We start from the raw sequence: 11,636 nt of genomic DNA on the forward strand, positions 1-11,636 counted from the left end.
GAATCCGGTATGAACAGAGATTTTCTGTTACTGCATACAAAAATAAATTAGGGAGGTTATGCGAATGGGCATAAAGAGGAAGTGGGGGGCCGCTCTTCTTGCGGTGGCCATGATGACGGCAACCGCATGTACAGACAAGAACTCCGAGGATGGCAAAAACGATACGGCAGCAGGGGAAAAGAAACCTGTTACATTCACGATGTTCAGTGCAGATATGAATTCCAACTATGAGCATATGCAAAGTCCAGTGGGGAAGAGGATTACAGAGCTCACTGGAGTTACATTGAGCATCGATTATCCTGTAGGCGATCCGAAAGAAAAAATTGCTTTGATGGCAGCAAGCGGCGAGTATCCGGATCTGATCTTTGCTAAAAATGAAGTCAATATGCTTGTCAATGCTGGTGCGGTTATCGATCTTGCACCGCTCATCGAGAAATACGGTCCGAATATTAAGAAGCTGTACGGTCCTTACTTGGAACGTTTGAAGTGGAGCAATGAGGATCCCTCCATCTATTACCTGGGAACCTACGGGGTGAATGAACAGCAATGGGAGCCGAAAGACGGATTTATGCTTCAACACCAAGTTGTGAAAGAACTGAATTATCCGAGCATCAAGACGTTGAAGGACTTTGAGAGCGCTATTAAATCGTATAAAGAGAAGCACCCGACGGTCAATGGTCAACCGACAATCGGCCTCACGCTGATTGCTGAAGATTGGAGAATCGCCCAAAGTGTGACGAATCCGGCCCTTTTCGCCACAGGCGGCTCCGATGACGGCGAATGGTACATTGACGATAAGACGAAGAAGCCGGTCTTCCACTTTACGCGTCCAGAAGAAAAGGAATATTTTAGATGGCTGAATCATATGTTCGCGACAGGGCTGTTGGACCAGGAAAGCTTTACGCAAAAATACGATCAATATAAAGCGAAGATCGCTTCCGGACGGGTACTCGCGCTTATTGATTCCAAGTGGCAGTATGCGGAGCCGGAGCAAGCTTTGAAACAAGCGGGCAAACCGGAACTGACGTACGGCGTGTACCCTGTAACCTTGAATGAAAGGTATAAGAATCGTAATTTCCAAAATGCCGGTTATTCGGCAGCCCTTGGTATAAGCATATCGAAATCAGCTAAAGACCCTGTCGCCCTTATTAAATTTCTAGATTGGATCTGTTCGGATGAGGCGCAAATTTTGAATTCCTGGGGCATTGAAGGAGTTCATTACAACATCGAAAACGGGAAACGGGTCATCCCGCAGGAGATCATGACTGCTCGCAACAACGATCCGCAGTTCGGCAAGAAAACAGGTATCGGCGTATACGGATATCCGTTCCCTTACTACGGTGACGGCGTGAAAGACTCAACAGGACAAACGTATTCGATCAAGAGCGAACAGCAAATTATGGACAGTTATACCGCGCCGGAGAAGGAAGTGCTGTCCAAGTATAATGCGAAGATGTGGAGGGATTTATTCCCGACAGCGTCGGAGTTCCCTGTTAAACCATGGGGAGCCGCATGGCAAATCAACATTCCGCAAGATACAGACGGTGCCGTTATTGTGAAGAAGCTGCAGGAAATTGTGAGGAAGCGTGTCCCTGAGATGATTATGAAGTCTCCAGACCAATTTGATGCGATCTGGGATGCTTTCCAGCAAGATATGGAGAAAGCCGGCGTGCATAAGCTGGAAGCGCAGTTTGAAGGGCTGTTGCAGGAAAGAATGAAGCTCTGGGGGACGAATTAACAAAATCATAACATGTTGCCATATCGCGGCCAGCTTGCAAAGCAGGCTGGCCCGCGGACCATCCGACCGAACTCGTATGCAAATGGAGGTGTGACCTATGGAAAATCAAAAAAACGTAAATATAACCCCTTGTAATCCGAATGCTCTGAGCGAAGTAAAGGCGGTTCTCCGGTATCTGGGCGATATATCCGGCAAAGCCATCATTACCGGCCAGCATACCCAGACTAATGTACAAAAAGAACTCAGATACATAGAAAAGGTTACGGGAAAGCTGCCTGCACTTTGCGGCTTCGAGCTGTTAAGCTACTCACCTCATATTAATTACGAGAACAGCAGCCCGGAGTGTTTGCTTGAAATCGAAGAAAACCGAAACACGCTGGACCGGGCTTGGGAATGGGCCGAACGCAAAGGCTTGATCACGTTTACCTGGCATAGGTTTTCCCCCTTCGGGAGCCAGGATAAAGGATTCTATTCGGAGAACACGACGTTTGACGCCTCCAGGGCAGTCATAGAAGGGACGGAGGAAAACAAGGCCTTGATTTCCGATATGGATCATATGGCCGGTATCCTGAGACCGTTTTGCGAGAAGAGGATCCCGATTCTGTGGAGACCGTTCCACGAAGCCGAAGGGGACTGGTTCTGGTGGGGGCATAAGGGCCCAGAGATTGCAAAGCGGCTATACCGCATCATGTACGAGCGATATACTCGCGTTCATGCTCTGAACAATCTCATCTGGGTCTGGAACTCTCCCTTGGCCGAAGGGTATGTGGGCGATGACGTAACGGATGTGATCTCAAGAGACCTGTACCCTCCCAAGCATAATCATACGGACCTTAGGTCCGAATATGAGGAACTGGTCCGTATAACATCTGCACCGAAGTTAGTAGCGCTAGGCGAGATAGGCGTGCTTCCAAGTATCAAACAACTATCGATTTCAAGAATTCCCTGGGTATGGTACATGACCTGGTCGAATGATTTCGGATCTACGGCAGACTGGACTTCCGAGGAGGAACTGCATCAGGCCTACCATCATGAATATGCGATTACACTCGATAAGCTTCCTAGTTTGTATTAATCGAGCGGCTATGTAAAAAAAGCTGCAGCCTGCTAGAGGCTGCAGCTTTTTGAGCTTAATGGCTCGGCTTCGGAGCCAGACTCATTTCTACGCACATGAGAATAAAGGCGCCTGCGCCGTGCAGATCATTTTCGCTGGTAGGACGGGCAATATAGTGGGCGTAGTCGCCGATTCCTGTCCCGATGCAGATCTGGCCGATGACCACGTTGCCGTTATCGTCGAACTTCAGCGTATCAATCACGCCTTGATAACCCTTCCAGGCGTATTCAAGATACTTGGCGTCCAGATAGCCGAATCTTACTGCTTTGGCGATGGCATGGACGTACAGGGCTGTGCAGGAATTTTCCAGCCAATTATCCGGCCGGTCACCTTTGTCGACTACCTGATACCATAAGCCGGTGGCCTTATCCTGGTAGTTGATCAGGGCGATGAGCAGGTCTTGAAGGATGCCGGTCAGCTCTGCTTTATCCTTATGATCTTCAGGAAGGTGCTCGAACATCTCCAGCAGGGCGACAGGATACCAGCCGATAGCGCGGCCCCAGAACTCCGGAGCGAGGCCCGTAACAGGGTCGGCCCAAGCCGCTTCTTTGGTTTCATCCCACCCGTGGTACAGCAAGCCGGTGTTAGGGTCCTTGGTATGCTTCTCCATCAGGATCGCCTGGAAGGTCATCATGTCGAAGTATTCGCTTTCGCCGAAGGTTTTGCCGAATTGGACGGCGATCGGCCCAGCCATGTATAACCCGTCCAGCCACATTTGATTCGGGTAGCGCCCCTTATGCCAGAACCCGCCCGATGGGTTAGTCCGCCACGACTTCAACAAAGGCACAAGCGTGTGCAAGGCTTTCTTATATCGTTCGTCGCCCGTTTGCTCGTAGAGGTTAAAGAGAAGCACGCCGGGTTGAATATCATCCAATTCATCGGCGTTGTACTTCTTGATGCTGCCGTCCGGGAGAATCTGGCTGTCCACCCAGCGCTTGATATAGTCATAATATTTAGGCTTCTGGGTCTCCTGCCAGCATTTCTCCATACCGGACAAAAAGACCCCTTGATGATAGTGGAACCGGTCCGGCGGCAGCAATTCCGGCTGGAATTTGGACATCAACGCCTCGCAGGCCTTCTCCGCCCATTGAATGGGGGTTAGTGATTCTACAGCATTCATCGTATTTATTCCTCCTTCTTATCATTAAGCCTATCGTAGCACAATAATATGTACATTTTTTGCAGAGATATGATCATTCTTCTTATATCTTGCGATAAAAGAATACAGGCGTATAATGAAAGGACAGGCGGAAGAAGAGGGGGCGGGCAGAGGATGGAAGGTATTCAATTCGATAATGGGAAAGGCACCTTCTCGGTATCCCATCGGAAGGCGCTCAGTCATCATATGCCAACTAACCATTTTCACAGTACGTATGAAATCTTCTACCTGATGTCCGGCAAACGGGAGTTTTTTATTAAGGACCGGACGCTGGTGATTAACGAGGGGGATGTCATCATTATCTCTCCGAATATATTGCATCGGACCACCAATACGGAGAAGCCGAGGCATGAGCGGCTCATCGTCAATATTCATGAGAACTATATGGCCTCGGTAAACGGCTCTTATATGGATATTCTGCAGCCGTTGTTTGAGAAGGAGTATCTTGTAGTGAACCTATCCCTGCACGACAGGCTCTCCATCGAGGCGCTTTCCAACCGGATCATGGAGGAGATTCAGGATCAAAAGCCCGGCTTCGAGATGTTTGCCCAGACCTTGGTATTGCAGCTGCTCATTATTTGCTGCCGGCATGTCAAGCAAAACAGCATAGAGCCGATGGAATCGCCAAGCCCCATGCATGAAAGAATCTCGGAGGTTGCCCGCTATATCAACAACCATTATATGCAGGAGCTGTCGCTTCATCTGTTGGCCGAGAAATTTTACATCAGCCCATATTATTTAAGCCGTTTCTTTAAAGAAGCAACCGGCTTTACGTTCGTGGAGTATTTGAACAGCGTCAGGATCAAGGAAGCGAAGAAGCTGCTGGAGCGGTCGTCCATGAAAGTGAACCTGATTTCCAAGAAGGTCGGCTTCGGCAGTGTGACGCACTTTGGCAGGGTGTTCAAGTCTGTAACGGGCTACGCCCCCTTATATTACCGAAAAGAAAAGTAACGCTTAGGATAAGATTCCTACTCGGGAACGAGCAGCGGCTTTAAGTGCCTTAGTCCGGATCATGCCGGGCTAGGGCTCTTCGCGTTAATATCATTGTGATCATCGACGAAAATTAGCTAGGGGTCACATTAAACCTTAGCTCGTTAGTTATATAGGGTGAGGACGTCAAAAAAACAGAAAGGAGGATTACGAGCATGGAGATCAAGAAACTCATCGATCAGGTTCTTCAAGGCAATCCGGATGCATTCGAAGGGATTGTACGTAATTTTCAAAGGAAGATCTATACGTTTTGTTATTTCATGCTTGGAAATCGGCAGGAAGCGGAAGATGCGGCGCAAGAGGTTTTTTTGAAAGCATACCGGAATTTGGCGAGATACCGCCATGAGGGAGATGACTTATTTTTAGCGTGGTTATATAAGATAGCGTCGAACCACTGCAGCACCTTGCTCCAAAGAAAAAAGAGATGGTATCTCCTGATGCCGCTATTTAAAAACGATCATAACGAGAAAAGTGCTGAACAGACATTTTCCGATCAAGCGTATATTCCTCTGCATTTGCTTGAGGGGTTAACGACAGCAGAAAAGGAAATGATAGCGTTACGCGTTATTGAAGACCGACCTTTTGAAGAAATTTCAGCTATTCTGGGAATCAGCTCCGCAACCGTGCGAAAGCGATTCGAACGTCTTAGGGTGAAGTTAAAAAGAAATAAAGACCGAATGGAGGGTGCTTTAAATGAACAACGATATGAATGTTAATCATCTCATTCGCGAAATGAAGGAGACAACGGTCCCCGAAGTCGATATAACCGGTAAGGTGATGCAAAAGGTATATGCCTACCAAAAGGAGCGGACTCTACCTAGGCAGCGGAGTCTTAAAATCCGACCGGCTTGGATCATGGCATGTATCACGTTGGTCGTTGCAACGGCATCGGTTGGCGCTGCAGCTCTCTATACATCGACTTGGAATGGAATCGAAATTAGTATCGATCATGGCAATGCGACCGTTCCTGCCGTGAAGAATGGGCCAACCTACGCGGATAAGCTGGAAACCGCATTAGCGAAGTCGACCGACATCTGGAAGACGCTTTCTCTAGAAGAAGCAGAGCAGCAATTTTCCTTTCGCCTAGTGAGACCGCAAGAAAGTAAATTTACGCTAGTTAAATCGTTTGGTGTCGTTCCGAAGGAGGCAGGCTACCGTGTGAAAACAGCAGACGAATGGTGGTTGGGTGGGTTTTACGATCGCTTTCAGTGGAAGCAGCAGGATATCGTGGTTAAACAAGACCTAGACATCCCCATGACGGAAGCGCTGCAAGATCGGAAAACAATGTCACTGACCTTTCATGAGGCTCCCTGGAGAAATGTCAATGTGACGGATGATACGCTGGCTATGTTTACGGAAGATGGCAGCAAGAACCTATTGCTAGTCAAGTATAAAACGGCCGACAATAAAGTCATTTCTTTGGAATTCCAAGGAAATCTGCCTCAGGAGGATTTGGTTACACTTGCGAAGGCATATGTAGGCAGCTAAAAAAATGAATGGAAAAGTTTTTTTATCTTTCGTAAGATATCGAATCATGTTCTTCCTTTTATAGGGCTGATTCTTGGATTGGATTTAATCCGTATGGCGGTAGGCTTTGTCGTAAGCTATATCCTATTCGCCAGTATGTTATCCGATCAATTACTGCAGCTTATTGAGGGATTAGGTTCGGATAATTTTGTGGTAAGCGTTTTCTTGAAAACCCTGGTCGTTTTACATCATTATGATACAGCGTTGGTTTTGTGGAATTTTATATACGTACTGATGCTGGCCAGCAGTGTTTATTCGGGGATTAAAGCCTCCAAGTGGGAGTTGAATGGCAAGTCTGAGCTGTCTATGATCAATCTTGTCCTCCTGCCAGGAGAGAAGAAAATTTTAGTTTTTTGCGAGCAAGCCATATGGGAATTGAGGAATGGAATCATCGGTTTCTTACCGATGGCCGCAGCATTAAGCTACCTGGCTGGCAATTCCCTGCTGCATACACTTCTTACGCTTGCCATCATGTTTCTGACCTATGCGATTCAATCTATAGCTGTATCGAGCATCCATAACAAGCTGGTACGGTTAAGAGAAAAAAGCTCCTACCTGTTCCATATCATCATCCAATCGGTTCTTCTCCGGCTTGCTTTGATCGCAGTCTTGTATGTGGTAGGAAGTGCCGCCGGGCCATGGATGAATGCATTCCCATTGGTAAGCCGGCACGCCGATTTGGATCAATATCTGGGATGGTCTGAGTTTGGCGAAAGCATGGTGGTGGGCTACTTTGAACAAATAATGAATCTATTATTGCTGAAAGTATGGCCGCATTCCTGGCTGGCTGCTTTTTCTGCAAAGCTCGAAGCCTTCATGTTGATTCTGATCTATCTCGCGGTCTTGGTTTTTATCATCAAATTGGGCAGCAGGGATGCGCATCCTTCCGGTGGGGCCGTCCGTGCTCCCCATCGTCTAGAAGCTTTTTTTCAAAAGCTTGGTCGTGCAGCTGCACGTAAAAATCAGCGAAATCTGATGAAAACAAGAATTTCCGTATTTTTTCGCAGCCGCTATGTCCTATTTCGGTTTAATCATCTGAGTGGAAGTACTTTTTCTGGATGCAAGTGGGCTTCTCTGCAGGCCTTCTCCGTTATATTGATCTATTGAAGGTTCACTACCTCATTGTGGCTTGCAGCCTGTTTGCTATTTTTTTTCTGGTATCGGAATTCGCCCATTTCTTTGCGGGCCAATTGGCCTTGGAAAGCGACGGCAGGAACATCAGGCTTTACTTCCAAGCGGGCCAAACGCTATGGGACGTTTTCAAGCAAAAAGCTATGCTCTTTATCCTTCTTGTGCTTCCGGTGTATGTGCTGGGCGAACTCGTATTGTTCTTAGTTAGCGGGATGGGGATGGTGTCCCTCCTGTATGCGTTGCTATTAACGGTGCCCGCTTTGCTACTATTTATGCTGGCTAGTTACCTGTCGAGCCTGATATATCCGAGATTCGACTTCCTTTCTTTAGAACAGATTCAAGAGTTTCCGGACAAGGCGGTTATCAATCAGTCAGTCAACATGATGATCCCTTCTGTCCTTATTCCTCTATCTTTGCTGCCTTGTGCCTTTTATTTGGCAGATTGGATTTCTTGGAACGGAATTATTGCCGTACAGTTCGTGATCGTTCCTCTCCTCTACATCTTGGGAAGCGTTTTAGTTCTTCAAGTGATACGAGGGAAATTAAAAGGGCAATATACGCTAAATCATGTAGGATTGGATCGTTAACTACGAAGATTTATAGGAGTTATACATGGAACCCATTCTAGTAGTAAAGCAACTGAACAAAGTCATCGATCACAAGCAAATTTTGCAGGATATCCATGTTCGAATCCAGCCGGGAAGCATAACGGGCTTACTGGGGCTAAATGGCGCGGGAAAAACAACGATGTTGAATATTTTGGCCGGACTTACGCTATCGACCTCGGGGAGTATTTGTGTAGAGGGTATCGACATGACGGAGGAATGGGTGGCGGCCAAATCGAAAATCGCCTATATACCGGATAACCCCATTCTGTATGATGAATTAAGCGGTTGGGAATATCTCGAATTTTACGTAGATCTATTTCAAGTCGAAGAGGGGAGATCCCGGCTAAAACAAAGCATCTGGCTGATGCAGCTCGATTTTAAGCTAGAAGACAGGATAGCGGTATACTCGCTGGGCATGCGAAAAAAACTAGCGCTGCTGGCCTGTCAATTGATCCAGCCCAAGCTGCTTCTGCTGGATGAATATTTCTCGGGACTGGACCCTGTCAACCTGAAGTGGGCCAAGGACACGATACGGCAGTATGCAGACCAGGGAAATGGCGTTTTACTATCCACCCATCAATTGGACGTAGTCGAGAAATTTTGCGATGAAATCATCTTGATCCATGAAGGTCGCATGGTTGAGAGCGAGTCGCTAGAGTTTCTGCTTGAAAACGATATCTCCCTGGAGGACTACTTTTTACAGCAGTTCGCTTGCGAAATCACTGGGCCTTCTTTTGGCGGATCGTGACGATAAAGGATGGCAGCCTTGTTAAGGATGCCTGCAACCTTTAGTCGGCGCGCAGAGAGGGGGACGATGCCCGGAGGCCCATCCCCCTGGATTTCTACAAATTGCTCGCATTAAACGTATCCCCTTCATCCATGCTTCCGGATTGGAAGCCTTTATGGAACCAGCGCATTCGCTGCTCCGAGGTGCCGTGCGTGAAGGTTTCGGGGACGACATGGCCCTGGGCTTTTTTCTGAATGCTGTCGTCTCCGACAGCGCTGGCCGCCGTCAGAGCCTCCTCCAGATCGCCCTCTTCGAGCAGGTTCATGTCCTGGGCATGATGCGCCCACACGCCTGCCAGGTAATCGGCCTGCAGCTCGAAGCGAACCTGGATTTTATTGTACTCGGTCTGACTCAAGCTTTGGCGAAGAGGAGCGAGCTGCTTCGTCGTGCCGAGCAGAGTTTGCACATGATGCCCCACCTCGTGGGCGATCACGTAAGCCATGGCAAAGTCCCCCGGTGCCTTGAACTCCCTGCGAAGCTCGTCGTAGAAGCTTAGATCGATGTACAGCTTATGGTCCCCCGGGCAGTAGAAGGGTCCCGTCGAGGAGCCGGCTGTTCCGCAAGCGGACTGGACGCTGTTCGTGAATAAGACGAGTGTAGGCTTTTCGTAGGCCAGGCCTTTCTCCTGAAATAGCCGGGTCCATACCTCCTCCGTATCCGCAAGAACGACCGAGACAAACTCAGCCAGCTCCTTCTCTTGTGCCGTTTGCTCGTAGGGGGCGGAAGTGCTGGAGCCCGGAGTCGTTATTTGATTGAGCATGTCCCCTGGATTGCCGCCCAGCAGCATGACGATAATCACAAGGATCACCCCGCCGATACCGCCTCCCACGAGCTTGCCGCCTCCCATACCTCGCCGATCCTCTACATTGGAGCTTCCACGTCTTCCTTTCCATTGCATGATGGTTCCCTCCCCGGTTGCCTGTTGAAAGTCCTAATGCTGTATACCCGGAAAAGGCGGCTATCAATCCGATCGGCTGATCCGGTTAGTGGAGCCCCGGCTTAGCCTCGGTGGTTATCATCCACAGCACGCCGAACCTGTCCTCAATTTCCCCGAACAGAGAGCCCCCGAAGGCCGGCTCCAGCGGTTGCCTGATCTTGCCCCCGTATGCCAGGTTGGCGAAGGCTTGGCGAGCCTCTGCTTCGGTGGAAAACTCCATGACCAACGTGATCGCGTTCCCCGGGACGAGCGGCTCCAAGACAACGTCGGACATTAGGAATTGGATTTCGCCGGCGATAAAGCTGATTTGCAGCACTTTGTTTTCCCAGCTCTTCGGGGCATCCGGCAGCTGCCCGTACGTGATAACGGATAACAGCTCTCCACCGAGCGCCTGGATGTAGAACTCAGCCTGCAGCAGCGCATGTTCCGACCGGATATATGTGTTGGGTTTAGCCATTACGCCACCATCCTCTCTTAGTCGGGTTAGGCTTGCAGAGCCAGTATAACATGCTGTCTGCTTGCGGATTTCTTAGGAATTGCTAGGTTTTCGCTGTTTGGGCTGGCGAAGAAAAGACCTCTAACGTGTAGTTTTATGCTAGAATAGGCCCGATGGATGCAATGACGAAAAGAGGGGTTATCATGCGAATTAAAGTTCAACTATCTGTGGGTGGACAGGCGGTAAAGGAAGAGGAACTGGTCATCGCTGAGAGTAAGCTTGGTGAGTTGACGGACGAGGAGATCGAGCAGGCGATTGAGATCAAAATCCGCAGCTGGGCGGATAAGCTTATCCATATCGATTGGGAAGCGGTAGAGGAATAAGGCGGAGCAGGGACCGGACAGGCGTGGATATTGGCGAAGACCCTGATAAGACTGAAAGTCTGTACAAGCAGGCAGACCCATGTTATAGTGGGGAAACTTGCGATGTAAAGGTAGGATGTTTGGAGGTTTGTATATGCTCAAGAAAGCAACAAGGCTTACGCTTGTGGATCAGGTCATCCTGCAGATTGAGAGCATGATCGAATCCGGCGCATGGGTGGTAGGGGAGAAGATTCCGGCTGAGCCGGAGCTCATAGCGGGGCTGCAGGTTAGCCGCAATACGCTGCGCGAAGGCGTTAAGGCTCTATGTCACGCCGGTGTGCTGGTGACGAAGCAGGGAGACGGAACCTATGTATGCTCGAGCAGTACGCTTGGGGCTGCGCTTCAGCGCAGGGCGCAGCGTTCCGGCTTGATGGAGACTTTGGAGGTTCGCCATGCGCTTGAGCAGGAGGCGGCCAGACTGTCCGCCGCCAGACGAACGGGAGAGGATCTGGCCCGAATCCGTAATTATCATCAAGCTTGCAGTGAGTATGCGTTAAGCCGCGACATTGCAAAATATGTAGAGACCGATCTCAAGCTGCATCAGGCTATTGTGGAATCGACGGGGAACCATATGCTCATCGAGCTATACGGCCATATGACCGAGGCCATACGGGAGTCGATAAGGATGACCATGCACAAGCAGGCGTCGGAATGGCTGCCGAAAAGCAGGCATGAGCAGCTGGTGAAGGCGATTATCGAGGGCGACGTAGAGAAGGCAGGGTTGGCGGTTCAGCGGGATATTGAGGAGCTGAAGCAAGCTTTAGAGAGGGATGACATCACGTGAAAT

At 49.2% G+C, this 11,636-nt stretch carries 13 protein-coding genes; 10 read left to right on the forward strand and 3 right to left on the reverse strand.

All coding sequences use genetic code 11. The features are described 5' to 3' along the window. Positions 1–64: 64 nt before the first annotated feature. On the forward strand, positions 65–1,738 hold the full coding sequence (locus GSF01_RS12830; RefSeq protein ID WP_159884534.1) for an ABC transporter substrate-binding protein: 1,674 nt from the start codon (positions 65–67) through the stop codon (positions 1,736–1,738). 97 nt (positions 1,739–1,835) lie between these two features. Further along, complete coding sequence (locus tag GSF01_RS12835; RefSeq protein WP_159884536.1) at positions 1,836–2,813, forward strand: glycosyl hydrolase; 978 nt, start codon at positions 1,836–1,838, stop codon at positions 2,811–2,813. Positions 2,814–2,868: 55 nt separating this feature from the next. On the opposite strand, the gene GSF01_RS12840 is transcribed toward GSF01_RS12835, so the two are convergent. Then, positions 2,869–3,972, reverse strand: a complete 1,104-nt coding sequence (locus tag GSF01_RS12840) for a glycoside hydrolase family 88/105 protein (protein WP_159884538.1) — start codon at positions 3,970–3,972, stop codon at positions 2,869–2,871. 153 nt (positions 3,973–4,125) lie between these two features. Between GSF01_RS12840 and GSF01_RS12845 the strand changes: the two genes are divergently transcribed. From GSF01_RS12845 to GSF01_RS12870, 6 genes are all read left to right on the forward strand, one after another. Continuing rightward, a complete protein-coding gene (locus GSF01_RS12845) occupies positions 4,126–4,962 on the forward strand; it encodes a helix-turn-helix transcriptional regulator (RefSeq protein ID WP_159884540.1) in 837 nt (278 codons plus the stop codon). Positions 4,963–5,156: 194 nt separating this feature from the next. Then, entirely contained in the window at positions 5,157–5,717 is a 561-nt protein-coding gene (locus tag GSF01_RS12850; RefSeq protein ID WP_159884542.1) for an RNA polymerase sigma factor, read from the forward strand. Next, entirely contained in the window at positions 5,695–6,489 is a 795-nt protein-coding gene (locus tag GSF01_RS12855) for a hypothetical protein (protein WP_159884544.1), read from the forward strand. The genes GSF01_RS12850 and GSF01_RS12855 overlap by 23 nt, the downstream gene beginning before the upstream one ends. 93 nt (positions 6,490–6,582) lie before the next feature. Next, the gene (locus GSF01_RS12860; RefSeq protein ID WP_159884546.1) at positions 6,583–7,635 is read left to right on the forward strand and encodes a hypothetical protein; all 1,053 of its coding nucleotides are present in this window, start codon (positions 6,583–6,585) and stop codon (positions 7,633–7,635) included. Beyond that, positions 7,587–8,246: a hypothetical protein gene (locus GSF01_RS12865; RefSeq protein ID WP_159884548.1), complete on the forward strand. Its 660-nt coding sequence runs from the start codon at positions 7,587–7,589 to the stop codon at positions 8,244–8,246. Before GSF01_RS12860 ends, GSF01_RS12865 begins: the two co-directional genes overlap by 49 nt. 25 nt (positions 8,247–8,271) lie before the next feature. After that, positions 8,272–9,015: an ABC transporter ATP-binding protein gene (locus GSF01_RS12870; protein ID WP_159884550.1), complete on the forward strand. Its 744-nt coding sequence runs from the start codon at positions 8,272–8,274 to the stop codon at positions 9,013–9,015. 94 nt (positions 9,016–9,109) lie between these two features. Here GSF01_RS12870 and ypfJ read toward each other — a convergent pair whose 3' ends face one another. Beyond that, complete coding sequence (gene ypfJ, locus GSF01_RS12875) at positions 9,110–9,952, reverse strand: KPN_02809 family neutral zinc metallopeptidase (protein ID WP_159884553.1); 843 nt, start codon at positions 9,950–9,952, stop codon at positions 9,110–9,112. An 85-nt stretch (positions 9,953–10,037) separates the two neighbouring features. After that, on the reverse strand, positions 10,038–10,448 hold the full coding sequence (locus tag GSF01_RS12880; protein ID WP_159884555.1) for a VOC family protein: 411 nt from the start codon (positions 10,446–10,448) through the stop codon (positions 10,038–10,040). Positions 10,449–10,630: 182 nt separating this feature from the next. Here GSF01_RS12880 and GSF01_RS12885 point away from each other — a divergent pair, with 182 nt between their 5' ends. Together GSF01_RS12885 and GSF01_RS12890 are read left to right on the forward strand one after the other, a co-directional pair. After that, positions 10,631–10,810, forward strand: coding sequence for a hypothetical protein (locus tag GSF01_RS12885; RefSeq protein WP_159884557.1), 180 nt, complete (start codon positions 10,631–10,633; stop codon positions 10,808–10,810). 133 nt (positions 10,811–10,943) lie between these two features. Further along, a complete protein-coding gene (locus GSF01_RS12890) occupies positions 10,944–11,633 on the forward strand; it encodes a FadR/GntR family transcriptional regulator (RefSeq protein ID WP_159884559.1) in 690 nt (229 codons plus the stop codon). Positions 11,634–11,636: the final 3 nt, after the last annotated feature.

Origin of the sequence: Paenibacillus puerhi, from assembly GCF_009846885.1 — a bacterium.
GTDB classification, from domain to species: Bacteria; Bacillota; Bacilli; order Paenibacillales; family NBRC-103111; genus Paenibacillus_G; species Paenibacillus_G puerhi.

Coding starts and splice junctions, on each gene's coding strand:
- GSF01_RS12830 (WP_159884534.1), top strand. CDS start 65: ATGGGCATAAAGAGGAAGTGGGGGGCCGCTCTTCTTGCGGTGGCCATG.
- GSF01_RS12835 (WP_159884536.1), top strand. CDS start 1,836: ATGGAAAATCAAAAAAACGTAAATATAACCCCTTGTAATCCGAATGCT.
- GSF01_RS12840 (WP_159884538.1), bottom strand. CDS start 3,972: ATGAATGCTGTAGAATCACTAACCCCCATTCAATGGGCGGAGAAGGCC.
- GSF01_RS12845 (WP_159884540.1), top strand. CDS start 4,126: ATGGAAGGTATTCAATTCGATAATGGGAAAGGCACCTTCTCGGTATCC.
- GSF01_RS12850 (WP_159884542.1), top strand. CDS start 5,157: ATGGAGATCAAGAAACTCATCGATCAGGTTCTTCAAGGCAATCCGGAT.
- GSF01_RS12855 (WP_159884544.1), top strand. CDS start 5,695: ATGAACAACGATATGAATGTTAATCATCTCATTCGCGAAATGAAGGAG.
- GSF01_RS12860 (WP_159884546.1), top strand. CDS start 6,583: ATGGCGGTAGGCTTTGTCGTAAGCTATATCCTATTCGCCAGTATGTTA.
- GSF01_RS12865 (WP_159884548.1), top strand. CDS start 7,587: ATGCAAGTGGGCTTCTCTGCAGGCCTTCTCCGTTATATTGATCTATTG.
- GSF01_RS12870 (WP_159884550.1), top strand. CDS start 8,272: ATGGAACCCATTCTAGTAGTAAAGCAACTGAACAAAGTCATCGATCAC.
- ypfJ (WP_159884553.1), bottom strand. CDS start 9,952: ATGCAATGGAAAGGAAGACGTGGAAGCTCCAATGTAGAGGATCGGCGA.
- GSF01_RS12880 (WP_159884555.1), bottom strand. CDS start 10,448: ATGGCTAAACCCAACACATATATCCGGTCGGAACATGCGCTGCTGCAG.
- GSF01_RS12885 (WP_159884557.1), top strand. CDS start 10,631: ATGCGAATTAAAGTTCAACTATCTGTGGGTGGACAGGCGGTAAAGGAA.
- GSF01_RS12890 (WP_159884559.1), top strand. CDS start 10,944: ATGCTCAAGAAAGCAACAAGGCTTACGCTTGTGGATCAGGTCATCCTG.